The organism is Piscirickettsia litoralis (genome assembly GCF_001720395.1).
Lineage (GTDB): Bacteria > Pseudomonadota > Gammaproteobacteria > Piscirickettsiales > Piscirickettsiaceae > Piscirickettsia > Piscirickettsia litoralis.
Window position 1 is genome coordinate 2,588,561 of the sequence record NZ_MDTU01000001.1, and the last position, 19,837, is coordinate 2,608,397.

18 protein-coding genes and 1 pseudogene are annotated in these 19,837 nt (G+C 41.6%); 13 read left to right on the forward strand and 6 right to left on the reverse strand.

The annotated features are described in order from the left end of the window. Positions 1-2 precede the first annotated feature (2 nt). The 9 genes and pseudogenes from fabZ to BGC07_RS12925 all read left to right on the forward strand — a co-directional run bounded on the left by fabZ (position 3) and on the right by BGC07_RS12925 (position 10,507). A complete protein-coding gene (fabZ, locus tag BGC07_RS12890; protein ID WP_201258146.1) occupies positions 3-467 on the forward strand; it encodes a 3-hydroxyacyl-ACP dehydratase FabZ in 465 nt (154 codons plus the stop codon). Beyond that, positions 467-1,240, forward strand: coding sequence for an acyl-ACP--UDP-N-acetylglucosamine O-acyltransferase (lpxA, locus tag BGC07_RS12895; protein ID WP_069313440.1), 774 nt, complete (start codon positions 467-469; stop codon positions 1,238-1,240). Before fabZ ends, lpxA begins: the two co-directional genes overlap by 1 nt. A 15-nt stretch (positions 1,241-1,255) precedes the next feature. Then, complete coding sequence (locus tag BGC07_RS19550; RefSeq protein ID WP_077216902.1) at positions 1,256-1,510, forward strand: glycosyltransferase family protein; 255 nt, start codon at positions 1,256-1,258, stop codon at positions 1,508-1,510. After that, positions 1,479-2,396 carry a lipid-A-disaccharide synthase gene (gene lpxB, locus BGC07_RS12900; RefSeq protein ID WP_077216903.1) on the forward strand — a complete coding sequence of 306 codons (918 nt, stop codon included), beginning with the start codon at positions 1,479-1,481 and terminating at the stop codon, positions 2,394-2,396. The genes BGC07_RS19550 and lpxB overlap by 32 nt, the downstream gene beginning before the upstream one ends. 56 nt (positions 2,397-2,452) lie before the next feature. Next, the gene (gene rnhB / locus BGC07_RS12905; RefSeq protein WP_069313441.1) at positions 2,453-3,019 is read left to right on the forward strand and encodes a ribonuclease HII; all 567 of its coding nucleotides are present in this window, start codon (positions 2,453-2,455) and stop codon (positions 3,017-3,019) included. Positions 3,020-3,028: 9 nt separating this feature from the next. Further along, positions 3,029-6,491 (forward strand): annotated as a pseudogene (dnaE, locus tag BGC07_RS12910) (DNA polymerase III subunit alpha). Positions 6,492-6,569: 78 nt separating this feature from the next. Beyond that, positions 6,570-7,529, forward strand: a complete 960-nt coding sequence (locus tag BGC07_RS12915) for an acetyl-CoA carboxylase carboxyltransferase subunit alpha (protein ID WP_069313442.1) — start codon at positions 6,570-6,572, stop codon at positions 7,527-7,529. After that, positions 7,504-8,868 carry a tRNA lysidine(34) synthetase TilS gene (gene tilS, locus BGC07_RS12920; protein WP_069313443.1) on the forward strand — a complete coding sequence of 455 codons (1,365 nt, stop codon included), beginning with the start codon at positions 7,504-7,506 and terminating at the stop codon, positions 8,866-8,868. Before BGC07_RS12915 ends, tilS begins: the two co-directional genes overlap by 26 nt. A gap of 109 nt (positions 8,869-8,977) precedes the next feature. Beyond that, positions 8,978-10,507: a SulP family inorganic anion transporter gene (locus BGC07_RS12925; RefSeq protein ID WP_069313444.1), complete on the forward strand. Its 1,530-nt coding sequence runs from the start codon at positions 8,978-8,980 to the stop codon at positions 10,505-10,507. A 55-nt stretch (positions 10,508-10,562) separates the two neighbouring features. On the opposite strand, the gene cdd is transcribed toward BGC07_RS12925, so the two are convergent. The 4 genes from cdd to BGC07_RS12940 form a co-directional block, all read right to left on the reverse strand. Next, positions 10,563-10,967 (reverse strand): cytidine deaminase, encoded by a 405-nt coding sequence (gene cdd, locus BGC07_RS12930; protein WP_069313445.1) that lies wholly within the window; start codon positions 10,965-10,967, stop codon positions 10,563-10,565. Between the two features lie 222 nt (positions 10,968-11,189). After that, the gene (locus BGC07_RS12935) at positions 11,190-11,531 is read right to left on the reverse strand and encodes a CBS domain-containing protein (protein ID WP_158006938.1); all 342 of its coding nucleotides are present in this window, start codon (positions 11,529-11,531) and stop codon (positions 11,190-11,192) included. A 361-nt stretch (positions 11,532-11,892) separates the two neighbouring features. Beyond that, positions 11,893-12,054, reverse strand: coding sequence for a hypothetical protein (locus BGC07_RS20735; RefSeq protein ID WP_158006939.1), 162 nt, complete (start codon positions 12,052-12,054; stop codon positions 11,893-11,895). A 41-nt stretch (positions 12,055-12,095) separates the two neighbouring features. After that, a complete protein-coding gene (locus BGC07_RS12940) occupies positions 12,096-12,521 on the reverse strand; it encodes a universal stress protein (protein WP_069313447.1) in 426 nt (141 codons plus the stop codon). A gap of 426 nt (positions 12,522-12,947) precedes the next feature. Between BGC07_RS12940 and BGC07_RS12945 the strand changes: the two genes are divergently transcribed. Continuing rightward, positions 12,948-13,853: an MBL fold metallo-hydrolase gene (locus BGC07_RS12945; protein ID WP_235603191.1), complete on the forward strand. Its 906-nt coding sequence runs from the start codon at positions 12,948-12,950 to the stop codon at positions 13,851-13,853. Then, a complete protein-coding gene (locus BGC07_RS22500) occupies positions 13,825-14,307 on the forward strand; it encodes an MBL fold metallo-hydrolase RNA specificity domain-containing protein (protein WP_235603192.1) in 483 nt (160 codons plus the stop codon). The genes BGC07_RS12945 and BGC07_RS22500 overlap by 29 nt, the downstream gene beginning before the upstream one ends. 425 nt (positions 14,308-14,732) lie before the next feature. On the opposite strand, the gene BGC07_RS12950 is transcribed toward BGC07_RS22500, so the two are convergent. Together BGC07_RS12950 and BGC07_RS12955 are read right to left on the reverse strand one after the other, a co-directional pair. Then, entirely contained in the window at positions 14,733-15,044 is a 312-nt protein-coding gene (locus BGC07_RS12950; RefSeq protein WP_069313448.1) for a hypothetical protein, read from the reverse strand. A 219-nt stretch (positions 15,045-15,263) separates the two neighbouring features. Beyond that, positions 15,264-16,136 (reverse strand): hypothetical protein, encoded by an 873-nt coding sequence (locus BGC07_RS12955; protein WP_069313449.1) that lies wholly within the window; start codon positions 16,134-16,136, stop codon positions 15,264-15,266. 215 nt (positions 16,137-16,351) lie between these two features. On the opposite strand from BGC07_RS12955, the gene BGC07_RS12960 reads away from it, so the two are divergent. Both BGC07_RS12960 and clpB read left to right on the forward strand, forming a co-directional pair. Next, on the forward strand, positions 16,352-16,999 hold the full coding sequence (locus BGC07_RS12960) for a phospholipase D family nuclease (protein ID WP_069313450.1): 648 nt from the start codon (positions 16,352-16,354) through the stop codon (positions 16,997-16,999). A 213-nt stretch (positions 17,000-17,212) separates the two neighbouring features. Continuing rightward, entirely contained in the window at positions 17,213-19,798 is a 2,586-nt protein-coding gene (gene clpB / locus BGC07_RS12965; protein WP_069313451.1) for an ATP-dependent chaperone ClpB, read from the forward strand. Positions 19,799-19,837: the final 39 nt, after the last annotated feature.

Consider the following 19,837-nt stretch of genomic DNA (forward strand, 5'->3'; position numbering starts at 1 on the left):
TGATGGCAGACGAGATTGATATGGACAAGATGGATATACAAGCGATTTTAGAGCACTTGCCGCATCGCTATCCTTTTTTACTGATCGATCGTGTACTATCTTTAGAACCAGAGAAGTCTCTGGTAGCGATTAAGAATGTGACGATTAACGAACCTTATTTTCAAGGCCACTTTCCTAAATACCCTGTCATGCCAGGCGTGCTAATTGTTGAAGCACTTGCCCAAGCTACCGGTGTGCTTGCATTTAAATCGATGGGTGTCCTACCTGGTGAAAATCGTATTTTCTTGTTGGCAGGTGTTGATAATACGCGCTTTAAGCAGCCTGTACTTCCGGGTGATCAGCTACAGCTAGAAGTCGAAATTGTCTCTTCTAAGCGTAATATCTTTAAGTTTAAAGCTCAGGCAAAAGTAGACGGTAAGTTGGTCTGCTCTGCAGAAATGATGGGCGCATATAAGGAAGTCCAATAGTGATTGATGAACGTGCAATAGTTCACCCGACAGCGAAAATTGCAGATAACGTCAGTATTGGCCCTTGGAGCTTGATTGGCCCCAACGTTGAAATTGGCGAAGGCACTGAGATTGCCTCTCATGTGGTTGTGAATGGCCCGACAAAAATAGGCAAAGATAATAAATTTTATCAATTCGCATCGATCGGTGAAGACCCTCAAGATAAAAAATACCAAGGCGAAGATACTTGTCTGGAAATTGGTGATCGTAATACCTTCCGTGAGTGCTGCACTATTAATCGTGGTACCGGTGTGGGTGGTGGTGCGACACGCATCGGCAACGATAATCTGTTTATGGCTTATGTTCATGTCGCGCATGATTGTGTGATTGCAAACCATACTATTTTTTCAAATAATTCTGGGGTTGCCGGTCATGTTTATATTAATGACCATGTGACACTCGCGGCCTTTGCCGGTGTGCACCAGTTTTGTAAAGTCGGTGAGCACTCTTTCGTTGCTCGGCATACCAATATTGTCCAAGACTTACCGCCGTATATGCTCGCTGCTGGTGGTTACAATGCGACTGTCTATGGCCTTAACGTGGAAGGTTTGAAGCGTCGCGGCTTTAACGCAGATACTTTGCTGCGGCTACGTCGTGCCTATAAGGTGATTTATCGTCAGGGCTTGACGGTGCCAGAAGCATTAACAAAATTGGCAGATATGGTTGATGAATGTCCAGAAGTGACTGCTTTAATTGACTTTTTACAACAATCTGAGCGTGGGATTGTGCGCTAAGGCGTATTTAAATCGATGACGCAAATCGCAATTATTGCGGGTGAAGCCTCAGGGGATCTGCTCGGTGCGGGTCTTTGTGAGGCTTTATTGGCTATAGATTCAAATATTCAACTTTCTGGCGTTACCGGCCCCTTAATGGAGCGAGTCGGCTGTGCCAGTATTGCTTCGATTGAGCGTTTATCGGTCATGGGCTTTTCAGCGGTGATTGCTAAGCTACCGAGTATTATCTCTTTTCATTATGAATTGCTCGCTTATTTTAAAAAAAAGTAAGCCTGATTTAATCATTGCCATTGATGCGCCGGATTTTAATTTACGTTTAGAAAAAAAATTAAAAGCCCTGAATATTCCAGTGATTCACTATGTCAGCCCGACGGTTTGGGCCTGGAAAGAAAAGCGCATTTATAAGGTGCAAGCGGCGTGTGATCAATTACTGACTATTTTTCCATTTGAGCCAGAGTACTATAAAAAAATAGACCATCCTGCGCATTTTATTGGTCACCCATTGGCCGACCAGATCCCATTAGAGTTAAGCCGTGATGAAGCCTGTAAGGCTTTAAAGCTTGATAAAGCGAAACGTTATGTGGCGTTATTACCGGGTAGTCGAGGTAGTGAATTAGAGTTATTAGGTCCGGAGTTTTTAAAAACGGCAAAATCACTCACTCAAAAGTATCCAGGTTTAGAGTTTATCGCACCGATGGCGAATGAAAAGCGCCTTTCAGAATTTAAAGAATTATGTCGAGAAATTGCTCCTGAATTAATTGTGCACGGTTTTTTAGGACAAACACGAGACGTAGTTACGGCAAGTGAGGTGGTTTTAGTGACGTCTGGTACGGCGACTCTAGAGACGATGTTATTAAAACGGCCGATGGTCGTGGCTTATAAAATGTCAGCTTTTAACTACTGTTTAGCTAAACGTTTAGTAAAAACGCCTTTTATCGCGATGCCGAATATTATTGCGAATGAGCGATTAGTGCCAGAGATTATTCAGGATCAAGTTGAACCTGAGCGTTTATGTGATGAAATTTCTAATTGGTTAGATCACCCTGAGAGAATAATAGAAATTAAAAATAAGTTTAATGAATTGCATTTATCCCTTCGTAAAAATGCGAGCGAAAATGCAGCAAAAATTGCTTTAAATTTAGTTAATAAAGATTAAACTAGATAGAACATAATATAATATTTTTAAAATTATAAATAAAGAGAATAATTACTATGCTGATTGCTGGGGTTGATGAAGTCGGTCGTGGGCCATTGGTGGGAGCCGTGGTTACGGCAGCGGTGATTCTAGATCCAAATAAGCCGATAGCCGGTCTGGCAGATTCTAAAAAATTGACTGAGAAAAAGCGTGAGCTGCTCTATACACAGATCAAAGAGCGCGCTCTCTGTTATGCCTTGGGGCGAGCAGAAGTGGCTGAAATTGATGAATTGAATATTTTACATGCAACGATGCTGGCGATGCGTCGAGCGGTGTTGGCTTTGCCAACCATGCCAGATAAAGTGCTAATTGATGGTTCTCGAGTGCCTGATTTGCCGATGGCAACTGAGGCGATTGTCAAAGGTGATATGAAAGAAGCGTGCATTAGTGCTGCGTCGATTTTGGCAAAAGTAACGCGGGATCGAGAAATGAGTGAATTAGAGGTACAATATCCAGGTTATGGTTTTGCTCAGCATAAGGGATATCCAACAAAAGTGCATATGGAGGCTTTAGCACGGTTAGGAGCAATACCTGAGCACCGTCGTTCGTTTGCGCCGGTGAGACGTGTATTAGAGCAGGTTTAAGGTTAATTAATGTCTGAATTATCGAGCGTACCACCACAGTTTGTTCATTTGCGTGTGCATACTGAGTACTCGTTGATTAAAGGCATTGTGCGCATTAAACCTTTGATTAATTTCATTCAAGAGCAAGGCATGGTGGCGGTGGCGGTGACCGACCATGCGAATCTATTCGGCTTGATCAAATTTTATCGCGCAGCACGTGCGGCCGGTATTAAACCGATTGTCGGAGCTGAGATTTGGGTGCAACATGGTGATGAAGAAGCGCTTTATCCGTTATTATTGCTTTGCCAGAATAAACAGGGTTATGACAATTTATGCAGCTTACTCTCTAAAGCTTATCTTTATGGTCAAGCACAAGACAAAGCAATTATTAATAGCAGTTGGCTAACGTGTTGTTCAGGTGGTTTGATTGCCTTATCAGGAGGCAAGCTTGGTGATGTCGGTCAGGCTTTATTGCAAGATAAATTTGATTTAGCCCAAACACGGTTAAATGCTTGGTGCGAATTATTCCCCGGGCGGTTTTATTTAGAATTGCAGCGAACCTCTCGCGCTCAAGATGAAGATTATATCCACAATGCCGTTCAACTCGCCAGTCAAACCCAAGTGCCGGTTGTCGCAACCAATGATGTTTGCTTTCTGAAAAAAGATGATTTTGATGCCCATGAGGCACGAGTGTGTATTCACGATGGCGTGGTTCTAATTGATCCAAGGCGTGAGAAAAATTATTCTGAAGATCAGTATTTGCGCACTGAAAGCGAGATGGCTGAATTATTTTCAGATATTCCAGAAGCCTTACAGAATTCGATAGAAATTGCCAAGCGCTGTAATTTAACCTTAAATTTAGGCAAGCCCTATTTGCCGAATTTCCCAATCCCAAAAGGGAAGACGACAGAAGAATATTTTGTCGAGCAGGCTTATATTGGTCTAGACAAGCGTTTGGAAATTTTATTAGATAAAAATTCAGCAGATTATCAAACGTGCAGACAAGTTTATTTAGACCGCCTGGATTTTGAGTTAAAAGTGATTAACCAGATGGGGTTTGCCGGTTACTTCTTAATCGTCGCTGACTTTATTTCTTGGGCTAAACAAAAGCAAATTCCAGTCGGCCCGGGGCGGGGGTCGGGCGCAGGCTCTTTGGTTGCGTATTCGTTTTTAATTACTGATCTTGACCCTCTGGCCTATGACTTGCTGTTCGAGCGCTTTTTGAATCCAGAACGTGTTTCTATGCCGGATTTTGATATCGACTTTTGTATGGAAGGTCGAGATCGGGTGATTGACTATGTGGCTGAGACTTATGGGCGTTATTCGGTCTCACAGATTATTACTTTCGGTGCGATGGCGGCAAAAGCGGTCGTGCGTGATGTCGGGCGTGTGTTAAGCCAGCCTTATGGCATGGTGGACAAAGTCGCTAAATTGATTCCCAATGATTTAGGCATGACTTTAACCAAAGCTTTAGCGGAATCGGACGAATTGTCCGAGCGTTATAAAAATGAAGAAGATATTGCTGCACTGATTGATTTGGCGCTCAAGCTTGAAGGGGTGACCCGAAATGTCGGTCGCCATGCGGCGGGGGTGGTGATTGCGCCGTCTGTCGTTAGTGATTACACGCCGATTTATTGTGAATCCGGTTCTGATAGTTTAATTACTCAATTTGATAAAGACGATGTTGAATCCGCCGGTTTAGTCAAATTTGACTTCTTAGGTCTTCGAACGCTGACGATTATTGACTGGGCTTTAAAGACCATTAATGCAAAACGCATTGCTGAAAATAAAGAAGCGATTGATATTGCCCGGATTGCTTTGGATGACCCGAGCGCTTTTGATGTTTTAAAAGCTTGTCAGACGACTGCGGTGTTTCAGCTAGAGTCGCGCGGCATGAAAGAGCTGATTCATCGCTTACAGCCCGATTGCTTTGAAGATATTATTGCCTTGGTGGCCCTTTATCGCCCAGGGCCACTCGGTTCTGGTATGGTGGATGATTTTATTAATCGTAAGCACGGCCGTGCTGAAATTGAGTATCCGCACCCAAGCTTGGAAGGGTGTTTAAAGCCGACTTATGGGGTGATTTTGTATCAAGAGCAAGTGATGCAAATCGCTCAGGTGTTATCGGGTTATACCTTGGGTGGCGCTGATATGTTGCGTCGAGCCATGGGTAAGTAAAAAACAAGAGGAGATGGATCGCCAGCGCGTTATTTTTGTTGAGGGTGCGGTTAAAAATAATGTCGATAAAGACCAAGCTTCAGCGATTTTTGATCTGGTCGATAAATTCGCCGGTTATGGCTTTAATAAATCGCATTCGGCTGCTTATGCTTTACTTTCTTACCAAACTGCCTGGTTAAAAGCTTATTATCCTGCCGAGTTTATGGCGGCAGTATTATCCGCGGATTTAGATAATACCGATAAAGTGGTTTTATTAATCGAGGAGTGTGAGAGTCTAAAGTTAAACGTCGTCTTTCCTCATGTTAATCACAGTGAATACCAGTTTACAGTAAACGGTGAAGGCGCTGTGGTTTATGGCTTGGGGGCGGTCAAAGGCGTCGGCCGTGTGCCGATCGATGAGTTAATCAAAGCACGAGCTGATGGAGCATTTAAAGATCTATTTGATTTTTGCCTGCGCGTGGATTTAAAGAAATTTAATAAACGCGTCTTTGAAAGTTTAATTCGAGCGGGGGCTTTAGATGGCTTGGGGCCGCATCGGGCAAGCTTATTGGAAAATTTACCCCGGGCGCTACAGTTCGCTGAGCAGCAACAGGCCAATGATCAGCAGGGCATTAATGACTTGTTTGCTATGGTTGAGGAAACGGTCAGAACGCCTGAGTTAATAAAGATTGAAGAATGGTCGGATGATGTTCGCTTAAAGGCTGAAAAGGAGACTTTAGGCTTGTATCTTAGTGGCCATCCGATTGATCAGTATTTAACGGAAATCTCGGCGATGACGACCTGTCGGTTAGCCGATTTACAGGTGACATCGACCAAAAAAACGGTGGTCATCGCAGGAATTGTGATTGCGCTGCGGGTGATGAAAACCAAGCGTGGCACTCGCATGGCGATTTTAACGCTGGATGATCATGGTGCACGGGTTGAGATGGCGGTCTTTAGTGATATTTTTGAAAAGTCGCGTGAGCTATTAATTACTGATGAATTGGTGGTTGTTGAGGGTGAAGCAGGCATTGATGATTACAGCGGTCAGCGTAAGATCAGTGCTAAAAATGTGTGGAACTTAGAGAGTGCTCGAGAGCAATTCGCATCGCACCTCTTATTAAAAATTAACGACAAAAATCTGGATATTGCTGCTTTTAAAACCTTACTATCAGAGTATTTAGGCGAGTGTCCGGTTCGTATTGACTATCATAATCATCAGCTTGCAGGTCAGCTGCGTTTGGGCATGGATTGGCGAGTGCGTTTAGCTGATGAGTTAATTGCTAAGCTAAAACAAGGATTTGCGGATAAGAGTGTTGAGGTATGCTATGCTTAGCTTGATTTTTTTAAAGGGCAGTGGCAAGATGGGCGTTTTTGCCTGGCCTTCTTACATTCGAGTGGGAAGTTAAATTAGATGAATTTAAACTTTTTAGATTTTGAACAACCAATCGCTGAACTAGAAGCGAAAATTGAGACTCTACGCAGTGTTTCGAATGCTGATATTAATATCAGCAATGAAATCGAGTCTCTAGAAGAAAAAAGCCGCAAGCTGACAGAGACGATCTTCTCTGATTTGAGTGCATGGCAGGTCATACAACTTGCACGCCATCCGCAGCGTCCTTATCTATTGGATTATATTCAGCGTGTTTTTACTGAATTTGATGAGCTGCATGGTGATCGCGCTTTTGCGGATGATAAAGCAGTAATCGCTGGTATTGCGCGCTTAAATGGTCAGCCGGTGATGGTGATCGGCCAACAAAAGGGCCGTGATGCCAAAGAGCGGACCTATCGCAATTTTGGTATGCCTCACCCTGAGGGGTATCGCAAAGCCTTACGCTTGATGAAGATGGCTGAGCGCTTTAAATTGCCTGTGGTCACTTTTATTGATACTCCGGGGGCTTATCCTGGTGTTGGTGCAGAAGCACGTGGCCAGGCCGAAGCGATCGCTCGTAATCTCTTTGAAATGTCCAAGTTGCGCGTGCCGGTGGTTTGTTGTGTGATCGGTGAAGGCTGCTCTGGAGGGGCTTTAGGGATTGGTGTCGGCGATACCACCTTAATGCTACAATACAGCTATTACGCGACGATTTCTCCAGAAGGCTGCGCGGCTATTTTATGGCACACGGCTGAAAAAGCGTCAGATGCGGCTGAAATCATGGGTATTACCGCAGATCGCTTATTAGAACATGGCATTGCTGATGAAATTATCCCTGAGCCTTTAGGGGGCGCACATCGTGATCTTAATGCGATGAGTGATAATATCCGTGAAAGCTTATCCCGTCATATCGAACGTTTAAAGGCACAGCCGATAGAGGATGTGCTCGAAGAGCGTTACCAGCGCTTTATGCGTTGTGGAACCTTTGAAACACAAAACTGATCAAGCAACAAGCCCTATTGCTGCGAATGCAGTGATTCGGGCAATGAACATCTGTCTGCCGCGTCTCATTTTAGCGCGGCATTTGTATTTAGGCTTGAGTGGTGGCATTGATTCACGTGTGCTTTTAACTGCTTTCATTCAACTCTCAGCACGCTACCCAAAACATACGCTTACTGATAAATTAACGGTGGTTCATATTCATCATGGCTTGAATAAAAAAGCCGATGGCTGGGCGATGCATTGCCAAAAGCTTTGTGAGCAATATGGTATTCATTTTATTTGTGAAAAAGTGAGCTTAACTGACTTTTCTTTGGGTGTAGAAGCGGCTGCACGCAAAGCTCGCTATGCTGTTTTTCAAAACTTAATGACACAAAATGATGTTTTGTTATTAGGTCAGCATAGTGATGATCAGGTTGAGACTGTTTTATTGCAGCTATTTCGAGGCGCAGGACCACGCGGTTTAGCTGCGATGGCCAAAGAGATGAGTTTCGGTGATGATGGACTATTATTGCGACCGTTTTTAAAAATCACACAAGCTGATATCGATCATTATGCACGTGATTATAAACTAGATTGGCTGCATGATGATTCGAATGATGATTTAAAATTTGAACGTAATTTTTTGCGTCATCAAATTTTGCCTAAGTTAAACCAGCGTTATCCAGCATTACATGAAACAGTCCGTCGTAGCGCCCGTTTATGTGCGGAGCAAGAGGCTTTGCTCGCTGATTATCTGGAGCAAGACTTAAAAAAACATGGAGTGACAGGGAATAGTAGTCTGGATTTATGTTTTGATCTCACCGGTTTTAATCACTATTCGGTGATACGTCAAAAAGCGTTGCTGCGCGCTTGGCTTTCGAGTTGCCAGGTCTTGATGCCGAGTGAAGTGAAACTAGAACATATGCTCACCGATGTGTGTGCGGCTAAGATCGATGCTGAACCTGAAATAAAGTGGGGAAACTGGTCATTGAGGCGCTATCGTCACCAGCTATATTTATTGGACCAGATCAAGCTTGATGCCATGAATAATGCGAATATAAATATGCAAGATCAGCCGTGGCAGGGTGAAAAGTTAACACTGAAAAGCGGACAAGTTATCTCGAATCAGGATCTTATTCATTTAGGCGTTAATTTAGGCGACTGGGATTGGCAGGGCGTGACGATAGGCTATCGTCAGGGCGGTGAGCGCTTTCACCCCCAAGGACGCAACCATTCTCAGCCTTTAAAAAAGTTTTTGCAAGAGTGCCATATTCCACCTTGGCAGCGCAATAAATTAATTTTGGTTAAACGTGATCAGAAAGTATTGGCTATTTTAGGGATTGCCCTGGCAGCGCTTTGATCAATCTGGATTTTGACGATTGCGCTGCACAATAGTATGATAAGCGGTCGAATTTTCTCGAACTCTTGATTTCACTGAACTAACCCATTGATAAAAAAGGGACCTAAATATGTTAGGGCTGATTAAGCGCAAAACTGCGAGTGTAAAAGATGAGTTATTGTCCGGAATTACTGTGGCAATGGCTTTAGTACCGGAGGCCGTCGCCTTTTCTCTAGTTGCTCATGTTGCACCCTTAGTGGGCTTATATGCTGCGTTTATCATGTGTACGTTAGCGGCTGTTTTAGGGGGACGACCTGGCATGATCTCTGGGGCGACAGGCTCTATGGCGGTGGTCATTGTTAGCCTCGTTGCACAATATCCTGGATGGCAAGGACTGCAATACCTCTTTGTAACCATTATTATGACTGGAATTTTGGAGATTTTAGTCGGTGTGTTCCGTTTAGGGCGGGTTGTGCGTATGTTGCCACAGCCGGTGATGTTTGGTTTTGTTAATGGCCTTGCCATTGTTATTTTCTTAGCACAATTGCACCAATTTCAGTTTAAAGGTGCGAATGATATTATGCAATGGGTCAGTGGTAGCTCGCTTTATGTCATGTTAGCTTTAGTTGCCGTGACGATGCTGATTGTGCACTTTTTGCCAAAAATCACACGCTTATTGCCTTCTGCGCTGGCTGCGATTTTAGTGATTACAGCCATTGTGCATATTTTCGGCTTGGATACACGCACTGTCGGTGATTTAGCCTCGACGGCAGGGGGCTTTCCTAAGTTTCATGTGCCGGATGTGGTGCTCAGTTGGGAGACGATTAAAATCTGTCTGCCTTATGCGGTAATTCTAGCGATTGTCGGCCTCACTGAATCTCTAATGACTTTATCTTTAATTGATGAGTTAACCGAAACGCGTGGGCAGGAAAACCGTGAGTGTGTCGCTCAAGGTGTGGCAAATGTAACCTGTGGTTTTTTTGGCGGTATGGGGGGCTGTGCGATGATCGGTCAGAGTATGATTAATGTTAGCTCTGGTGCGCGTCGTCGTTTGTCAGGAATTGTTGCAGGTTTAGGGCTGTTAGCAATTATTCTTGGTGCTTCTCCCTTGATTGCTCAGATTCCACTGGCGGCTCTAGTCGGTATTATGTTTATGGTGGTGATTGGAACCTTTGAGTGGTCGAGCTTTCGTATTTTGCATAGAATCCCGAAAATCGATGCCTTTGTATTAATTTTAGTTTCAGCAGTGACGGTTTTTACCAATTTGGCAACAGCGGTGATTGTCGGGGTGATCGTTGCCGCTTTGGCTTTTGCTTGGAAAAGTGCCAAGCATACTCACTCTAAAACCTATATTAATGAATCAGGCAGTAAAGTTTATCAGCTAGAAGGACCATTATTTTTCGCATCGGTATCGAGTTTTAAAGCACTATTTACTCCAAACGAAGACCCACAAGATGTGATTGTTGATTTTGATAATTCGCGTGTCTGTGATCATTCTGCACTAGAAGCGATTAATCAGCTAGCCGAGCGCTATGATGCGGCAGGCAAAACTTTACACCTAAAGCACTTAAGTCCAGACTGCCGAGCTTTATTGTCTAAGGCCAAAAATAAAGTTGAAGTGAATGTCTTAGAGGATCCGACTTATCACGTTGCTGATTGAAAAATAGGCTTAATTTTATAAAAAGGGGGGCTTTAAAATCCCCCTTTTTGTTTTACTATATGGTTTTATTTTTTTGATACTCTTCGGCGGTATAGCCCAATGGAAATAAGTCACTAAAGGGCAGGTGTTTTTCTTCACCTTCTTCATTGCCGATGATGATTTCTGTGCTCGGTGTTGCAAATTCACTAATCACTTGACGACACAGACCACAGGGGGGCCAGCCGGCGCGAGTGTAAATATAGACTTTGTCGATATGTGCTTTGCCTTGCTTGCTAATCATTTGAGCGATGGCTGAGCGTTCGGCACAAATTGTTGCACCAAAACTACTGTTTTCTATATTGCAGCCGCTGTAGATTTGGTCGTTTGTGGTAAGAACAGCGCTACCGACTTTGGCTTCTGAATAAGGAGAATAAGCGCGATTTGCGGCGGTGATGGCATGTTGACGTAGAGTATTTATCACGAGTTGCCCTCTATAAAGTCAATTTGGGCGGACCATTCTACGGATAAATTGATCTAGAGTAAAGTGTAAGTTAGAAGATGACTGAATTGAGACTGCTGACAGAAGTCTTGAAGAAGGGGTTGAACATCGCCGTATTTTAAAGTCTATAAGCGATAATACTTTCTTTTAGGTAATGTAATCGCATACAAATAAAGTTGTATGTCAATTGATTATGCCGTTATTTTACTTTAAAAACCTAAAGTCGATAGAACCTTCACTTTCAAGACCTTTAAGTTCTTTCATAAATTGTTGAAGTAAGTTTTTTAGGCTGACTAATCCGCTTAAATTATTTTCTTTATTTGTTACGGGTAAACATGAAATGTTGTGTTCTAACATGAGCTGAATGGATTTATAAATTGAGGTTTTTTCGGATACACAAATAGGATCGCTTGTCATAATCTCGCTTGCACACTTTTCCTTACTATCGGTTGCTCCAAGAGCGTTAAGTATATCGCGGTCGGAGATTACGCCGGCAATATTACCTGCATCCATTACAACTAAATGGCTGAATTTTTTTTCTTTCAAAAAAATCATATATCCTCTCGATTGGTGTATCCTTGGTTGTTGTTATTGCCGGAGAGGTCATAATATCTTCAATAATCTTACTTTTTTTTCATATTTTAAATACCTATTATAACTGCAGATATTATATTTTTTAGCATAAATGATAAGCATCAGCCAACAAAAGTTAAAATTAGCAGTAAGAGAGCAAGTTAAGGGTTAATCATTGATTTAAGACTCTTAATCAGTTTTTTCAGTTATTTCAATATGATTAACATGCGAGTCTATTGGCTCTAACTCAGATGTATAACAACCAACTTCTCCAAGGGGTTCGTCACCTAATGGGTAAAATTTTAGGTTATCTTCGTCTGATTTTTCATTATCATTAGCATTTGGCGGGTGCAAAAAAAGCGTTCAACTCTAGTAAACCATCTTTTGTTATGGATAACTGTACCAGTTTTTTGCCTTTTCCAATGGCTTTAAGCACTACGTTTTCGACTGCAGGCTTAGCTCTGTCTATTTTTTTAAAAGCAAGTTCATTGCTCATACATTACTCCTAATATTGCCAATAGAATAGAGTGATATTGGCTATTTTTGGTTTTTATCGTTATCAATGATTAACACATCACACTGAGCTTTATTAACAACGTAATTTGTTGTTGCTCCTAACATCTCTAGCCAGTTATGTCGATGACTGTTAAGTATAATTAAGTCTATATTGGCTTTTTCTGCAAACATTAAAATTACTTCTTTAGGACTTCCCTCTATCACGTATTGATCACTTTTTGGTATGCCAAGCGCTTTAGCTATTTTCATTATTTCTGCTTTCGATGTGTCCAAAATTTCTTCATAAAGTTTAGCGCTTCCCATCGCTAAGTCGCTTATTGAATCTGGTGCAACATGAAGTAGACTAAATTTATCACTTAGGGCACGTGATAAATCTAAGGCTTTTCTCACATTATGAAGACTACCATCGTCAATGTCTGTTGCAAAAAGTATATGTCGGTATTGCATATCTCAAACCTCTCTCATTTGATTATACGCCTTTATTTCATTGACATCATGATTAAGTGAGAAGTGTGACCAGTAGCCATGAAGCTGGAATAGCTGCTAAATTTAGTAATAGCCAGGCTTTAATCATTTGGGTTTGCTGAACCTGTCCGGTGCTGTAGGCTAGGGCATTAGGAGATGTTGCGACAGGCAATATAAAAGCACATGTTGCTGCTATGCTGACTCCAAAAACAACAGAGTGGGCGACTGTCGGATTAAATTTGGTTTAATTGCTTATTGTAGTAAAGAGAAGGGAGTTTGTGATGGGAGTACTATTAAAGGGGTGAATAAATTAATTTGCTTGAGGCATGTAGAGAGCAATAAGGCTCCTAGCTTTTTCTTTTTCATTGAGAATAATATGTATATATATTACTCATATCATTTGGAGATATGATGAAATTAACATTTCTGGGCGCTACAGGAACAGTAACTGGTTCAAAGTATCTCATTGAAGAGGAGCGGACTAGAATTCTGGTGGATTGTGGACTATTTCAAGGATATAAAAAACTACGTCTTAAAAACTGGGAGCCTCTACCCTTTGATGCTTCACAGCTTGATGCGGTCATATTGACTCATGCACATATTGATCACAGTGGCTATATTCCTCTTTTAGTAAAACAAGGGTTCAATGGGAAAATTTATTGCTCTGAAGCAACATTTAGCCTCTGTCGCATATTATTGCCAGATAGCGGTTATCTGCAAGAAGAAGATGCTAGACGAGCAAATAAATATGGATATACCAAGCATAAGGTTGCGCTGCCATTGTATACAAAAGACGAAGCCGAACATTCACTTAATTTTTTTCACACAGTTAGTTTTGGTAAGCCGCAGTATATAACTGATGAATTACATTTTACATTGTCTCGCTCAGGGCACATTCTTGGGTCAGCTTTTATTAGCTTGTCAAATGATCAGGATACAGTAACTTTTTCGGGTGACTTAGGACGAAGTAGTGATCCCATTATGCATTCGCCAGCAAGGTTGCAACAAACTGACTATTTATTAATAGAATCGACTTACGGCGATAGACTACATAGTCTAACTGATCCAGCTTTAGAGATTGGTGAAATTATAACTAAAACTATTGCTAGAGGCGGCAGTATACTAATTCCTGCGTTTGCCGTAGGTCGGACTCAGTCAATTCTTTACTATATTTATAAATTAAAAGAAGCTGGTGAGTTTACTCATATTCCAGTATTTCTTGATAGCCCTATGGCTATTAATGCAACCAAATTGCTTGATCAGTTTAAAAATGAGCATAAGCTTGATGAAAAAATCATGCCAAGCTGTTTGTAATATAGCTAGATATGTCACGACGATTGAGGAATCAAAAAGCATCAATTTATCCCCTATGCCAAAAATTATTATTTCTGCTAGTGGGATGGCAAGTGGCGGACGTGTATTACACCACTTAAAAAGTCTAGTCGGCGATCACCGCAATACAATTTTATTTGCAGGCTATCAGGCGGGCGGAACTCGTGGCGATAGGATGGTTAAAGGAGAGAGTAAAATTAAAATTCATGGTGATATGCACCTCATAAAAGCGAGGGTGGTGAATCTTAGCAATTTATCGGCTCATGCAGACTACAATGAAATATTGTTCTGGCTGAGTAATTTTAAGAAAGCACCAAAGAAAGTTTATATTACACATGGAGAGCCTGAGGCTGCGCAATGTCTATGCGAAAAAATAATTAAAAAATTTAACTGGAATGTTTTAATTCCTGAATATTTGCAGTCAGTTGATATTTAAAAAATATTGATTACTGTTTGTTATATGGACGATCCTTGGGTATGCGGTATGATGTTTGTCTAAAGCATGCAAGGCGACAAAATATGCAACTCTTAAATACTAAATTGAAACAATGCCTATGAATTACATATCTTAGCTCATACATAGAGTCGGCCTGGAAATACTCCAGTGCCGATGCATATATACCACATTTTTCTTTTTTTCGTAAAGAGTGGTTCATTTTAATTGAAACGATACATATGAATTACATAGTTTAAAGATCAGAAGATAAACTTAAATAGTTTTCTTGAGGACTTTCGCTTAATGACTGATCTAGATCTAGGAAAATTGTTACTGCTTGCTTGTGAGATTTAGAATTACGATAACGAGGAAATGAGACATATGAAGATTGTGTATTTTTCATGGTGGTCTTTTTGTATCAAAATTTATAATTGCGCTAAAAATATTTCCACTTTTATTTTCGTTAAAAAATTTCTAATTGTTGTGCCTCTTCCTAATGAATTATGAAGTTTATCACTCCATTGCGTTAGAAAATCTTTTAAAGATTGGACGCTATCAAAGTCCTTTACTTTTAAAATCTCCCATTTCATCCTTTCTAGTAAGTGAATTCGCATACTCCTTTTGTCTTTCGTTGATTTCCATCTCCGTTTTTCATTGTTAAGTTTATTTTGAATATCTTCTTTAATCCCGTCAATTTTGTCAGCAACTAGATATTTTAACTCTGTAGGTATAGCCATATTTTTAAATCCTTTAACCGCAAACTAAAAGTCATGGGACTTGCTTCCTGTGGAGTGCAGTCCTCTTCGAAATTTACTTTCTTACGAAAGTAGTTTATCTATACCTTAGGAATGCAAGTTTGGTAATGGGAAAACTACAGCAATATTTAGGTGCTTTTTAGGCTCTGGGCACTCCTACTAAATATGGGTCAAAAGCACAAATCTGCTGCTTTGCCCTTTTTAGAAATTATAAGAAGCACCGATACCGAATGTGAGCAGACGAGTGACACTGTCAGGTTCGGCGGCCAGTGCTAGGGTTGATGGGGCGAGAGTAACGACGGTGGTTGAACTTTCACCATATTCGAAGCTCTTGTAGCGGATAAAACCGGTAATGCTAAAGTGGTTAGAAATGAAATACATTGCATCAAGACCAAATTGATAATAAGGTTTTTGGCCGAGCGCTAGAGTATCTTCAACATGAGTGGCAGGCTCTACGGCACTGAAATCCATCACTGGGTTCAAGGTAGACCCCGCGCTAATATGTGGAGAAAGTACGAAGCGTGAACCAATTTGTATATCAATTTTTACGCCTATGCCAGCGAAGTAATGCCTATAAATCTCATCAATGGCAATCCCTCCAGAGACAGGAGGGGCAATAAGGTGTCGATCCCATTGATAATACCCAAACTCACCATAGGGCGTGAGGTGCAAGTGCGAGCTCATCTTGATTCGATATCCTAGTTTTCCTGACAGGTTATAAAGAGGACGATTATGGTTGAAGCTAAAAGGAACGGTCGCGCCTCCACTGCTGTATCCGCCATCATAAGTGTATTCACCGGAATATAAGCTTACATTAGCATGAAGGTAAACATTTTCTACTGTTTTGCTTAAAGAGAGATCAATGCCTGGAACAGTGCCTTGCTCTTCATTGAAGATACTGCCGTTGAGTGTTTCTTTGTAGTTCATATGCAACCCTGCAATGTTTGCCTGAATATTATTATTGACCTTATCAATTACGGAGTTGCCCGCAGCGTAGCTCGATAAGCTTATGCCTATTGTGCTGATTAATAAGGTTAAAATGTTAAAGTAGGTTGACTTGCTATATCGTGCCATCACTCAATCCTTGAGTTGATCTTCATTGTTAATTGTATCGGCAAGGAAAAAGCAAGGTTGAGTGTTACTATAAAATTTTTTTAATTCAAAGGACTATTTTTGAATTACTGGGATGAATGCTATATTGTGTTGGGCTAAATTAGAATTTTAAGATTCTGCTAATGACTGATCATTAGAATGTAGAATAAATTGACGATAGTGAAGGTGGTAAGACAATGAAAAAATTGCTGATAAGCACGGGAGTAAGTTTGTTATTGATGTCTTCTGCTTGGGCAGTGAATGGCAGTCAGAATGTGGCTGCAGATGTTTGTTTTACGCCCAGTGGTCAATGTGGCAATTTGATTGTAAAAACAATTGCTGAGGCAACACAATCAATTGACGTACAAGCCGAAAATTTCACCTCACAGCCGATTGCTGATGCATTGGTTGCTGCGCAAAAGCGTGGAGTTAAAGTGAAAGTGTTGTTAGATAAGGTCAATGTTAATAGTCGTAATAGCGTAGTTTCATTATTAACTAAAAATAAAGTTCCTTTCTTAATCGATTATAAGCCAGCAGTTGCCTATAACAAGGTCATATTAATTGATAATAAAACGGTGATCACCGGTAATTTTGCTTTTACAAAAGCAGCAGAGACCCAAGATGCAGGGAATATCCTCATTATGCGTAACCCGGAAATCGCAGGGATTTATCAAAGTAATTTTGACAAGCGTCAGAAAGACTCCGAGCAGCTTGCAACATACTGCCAGTCTTCGACAAAATGTCAGCTTGAATCTGTTGCGAATAAAGCGGTGGATGCGACTTCAAAAGCTGCCAATAGTGCTTGGAGTTCGACTAAAGAGTTTTGGAATAAGCATACGTCTTAGCGGGAAAATAGTAGTTCAACTTAAATATCGTGAAAGCCACATTAATTGTGGCTTTTTTACTTTAAATTAAGAATGATTGAATTTTGTTTGCTAGGGTGTTGGCTGAGCTTGAAGTGCTTTAGGTATTTTGTTTGATTTTTGTTTGTCCCCTTGAGATTGCTAACTTAGTCCCAATATATTAAAGCAAGCATGAATTTAAAGGGGGTAGATACAATGAGAATGGATCGATTGACAAATCAGTTTCAAGTTGCAATCGCTGATGCGCAGTCTTTAGCATTGGGGCAAGATCATAACTTCATAGAGCCGGCGCATTTATTAAAGGCATTACTCGATCAGCAAGGTGGCGCAGTCAAGCCGATTTTGCAAAATGCGGGCGTAGATACTAATCAATTAGAGCAAGGGATAAATGGCCTGTTAGAGCGTTTGCCACAGGTTGTAGACCATAGTGGTCAAGTTCACGTGTCAAATGATTTATCACGCTTATTGAATTTAACGGATAAATATGCGCAAAAGCGTGATGATCAATATATTTCTAGCGAGTTATTTGCGTTAGCCGTTTTTGAAGATAAGGGGGAGCTTGGGCGCTTGTATAAGAGCGCGGGTGCGAATGCTAAGAAGGTCGAGGCGGCGATCGAGAGCGTGCGTGGTGGGCAGAATGTGAATGATCAGTCTGCTGAGGAAAATCGTCAGTCACTTGATAAATATACTATTGATTTAACAGAACGGGCTGAGGCGGGAAAAATTGATCCGGTGATTGGTCGTGATGATGAGATTCGCCGGACGATTCAGGTCTTGCAACGTCGGACTAAGAATAACCCTGTATTAATCGGTGAGCCGGGGGTGGGTAAGACGGCTATTGTTGAAGGTCTTGCGCAGCGTATTGTCAATGGTGAAGTCCCTGAGGGGTTGAAAAATAAGAAAATCTTGGCTTTGGATATGGGCGCTTTGGTTGCCGGTGCGAAATTCCGTGGCGAGTTTGAAGAGCGCTTAAAAGCGGTTTTAAACGAATTATCTAAGCAAGAAGGTCAGGTCATCTTATTTATTGATGAGCTACACACCGTGGTTGGTGCAGGTAAGGCCGATGGAGCGATGGATGCTGGAAATATGTTAAAGCCTGCATTAGCGCGTGGTGAGTTGCATTGTGTGGGTGCGACGACGCTCGATGAATATCGCCAATACATAGAAAAAGACCCCGCTTTAGAGCGCCGTTTTCAAAAAGTACTGGTCACTGAACCGACGGTCGAAGACACCATTGCGATTTTACGCGGTTTAAAAGAGCGTTATGAGGTGCATCACGGGGTACAAATTACCGACCCGGCGATTGTTGCCGCGGCGAATTTATCACACCGCTATATTACTGACCGTAACTTGCCGGATAAAGCCATTGATTTAATTGATGAGGCTGGTAGTCGGATTCGTATGGAAATCGACTCTAAACCCGAGGCGATGGACAAACTTGATCGTCGTTTAATTCAATTAAAAATTGAAGGCGAAGCGCTGAAAAAAGAAACCGATAGTGCATCATTAAAGCGTTTACATAATTTAAATCAAGAAGTCACTAAACTTGAAAAAGAATATGCAGATTTAAATGATGTTTGGCAGGCAGAAAAGGCATCTTTGCAGGGGACTCAGCATTTAAAATCTGAATTAGAACAAGCACGTTTAGATTTAGATGCAGCGAATCGTACCGGTGATTTAGGCAAAATGGCTGAATTACAATATGGCAAAATTCCTGATTTAGAAAAACAATTAAAGGCAGCAGAAACATCGGTTACCGGTGATGAGAAAAAACTTGTGCGTTCGAGTGTGACCGATGAGCAAATCGCCGAAGTTATTTCAAAATGGACGGGGATTCCGGTGACGCGAATGATGCGTAGTGAACGTGAAAAATTATTGAAAATGGAAGAAGTCTTGCATGATCAAGTAATCGGCCAAAGTGAGGCGGTCACCGCCGTGTCGAATGCAATTCGTCGCTCGCGTGCTGGTTTATCTGACCCATCGCGTCCGATTGGTTCTTTCTTGTTCTTAGGGCCGACTGGAGTTGGTAAAACTGAATTATCTAAGGCATTAGCTCGCTTCTTGTTTGATACCTCTGAGGCGATGATTCGCATTGATATGTCAGAGTATATGGAAAAACATGCGGTGGCCCGCTTAGTTGGGGCACCTCCAGGATATGTGGGTTATGAGGAAGGTGGCCATTTAACTGAGCAAGTGCGTAGACGCCCGTATTCTGTTATTTTGTTTGATGAAGTGGAAAAAGCCCATCCGGATGTCTTTAATTTGTTACTGCAAGTTCTGGATGATGGCCGTTTAACCGACAGCCAAGGGCGCACCGTCGATTTTCGTAATACCGTTGTCATTATGACGTCGAATTTAGGGTCTGATGTGATTCAGTCTGCCGGTGCTGAGTTAAGTTATGATGAGATGCGCTCGGCTGTCATGGGTGTCGTTAGCCAGCACTTTAGACCGGAATTCATCAATCGAATTGATGAGTCTGTTGTTTTCCATGGTTTAAGTCAGGATAATATCGCTAAGATTGCCGAGATCCAATTGAAAAAGCTAGGTGTGCGCCTAAAAGACAAAGAGCTGGGTTTTGAAGTCAGTGATGCGGCGATGAATTTAGTGACAGAGCGTGGTTATGATCCTGTCTATGGAGCACGACCCTTGAAACGGGCGATTCAAAATCTAATTGAAAATCCACTGGCAGAAAATATCCTCGAAGGAGACTTTGTGCCGGGTGATACAATTGATGTAGAGCTTGATGGAGATAAAATTATTTTTAATAAAAAGAAAAAGTAATAATATGGGATTAATCACATTTTAAAATAAAAGGCTCTA

Excerpts from the sequence above, each read along its gene's own strand:
- BGC07_RS12945 (WP_235603191.1), top strand. The coding sequence starts at position 12,948 with ATGATGAAATTAACATTTCTGGGCGCTACAGGAACAGTAACTGGTTCA.
- BGC07_RS20735 (WP_158006939.1), bottom strand. The coding sequence starts at position 12,054 with ATGAGCAATGAACTTGCTTTTAAAAAAATAGACAGAGCTAAGCCTGCA.
- clpB (WP_069313451.1), top strand. The coding sequence starts at position 17,213 with ATGAGAATGGATCGATTGACAAATCAGTTTCAAGTTGCAATCGCTGAT.
- BGC07_RS12950 (WP_069313448.1), bottom strand. The coding sequence starts at position 15,044 with ATGGCTATACCTACAGAGTTAAAATATCTAGTTGCTGACAAAATTGAC.
- BGC07_RS22500 (WP_235603192.1), top strand. The coding sequence starts at position 13,825 with ATGAAAAAATCATGCCAAGCTGTTTGTAATATAGCTAGATATGTCACG.
- BGC07_RS19550 (WP_077216902.1), top strand. The coding sequence starts at position 1,256 with ATGACGCAAATCGCAATTATTGCGGGTGAAGCCTCAGGGGATCTGCTC.
- rnhB (WP_069313441.1), top strand. The coding sequence starts at position 2,453 with ATGCTGATTGCTGGGGTTGATGAAGTCGGTCGTGGGCCATTGGTGGGA.
- BGC07_RS12940 (WP_069313447.1), bottom strand. The coding sequence starts at position 12,521 with ATGCAATACCGACATATACTTTTTGCAACAGACATTGACGATGGTAGT.
- BGC07_RS12955 (WP_069313449.1), bottom strand. The coding sequence starts at position 16,136 with ATGGCACGATATAGCAAGTCAACCTACTTTAACATTTTAACCTTATTA.
- BGC07_RS12960 (WP_069313450.1), top strand. The coding sequence starts at position 16,352 with ATGAAAAAATTGCTGATAAGCACGGGAGTAAGTTTGTTATTGATGTCT.
- BGC07_RS12915 (WP_069313442.1), top strand. The coding sequence starts at position 6,570 with ATGAATTTAAACTTTTTAGATTTTGAACAACCAATCGCTGAACTAGAA.
- BGC07_RS12925 (WP_069313444.1), top strand. The coding sequence starts at position 8,978 with ATGTTAGGGCTGATTAAGCGCAAAACTGCGAGTGTAAAAGATGAGTTA.
- fabZ (WP_201258146.1), top strand. The coding sequence starts at position 3 with ATGGCAGACGAGATTGATATGGACAAGATGGATATACAAGCGATTTTA.
- lpxB (WP_077216903.1), top strand. The coding sequence starts at position 1,479 with ATGAATTGCTCGCTTATTTTAAAAAAAAGTAAGCCTGATTTAATCATT.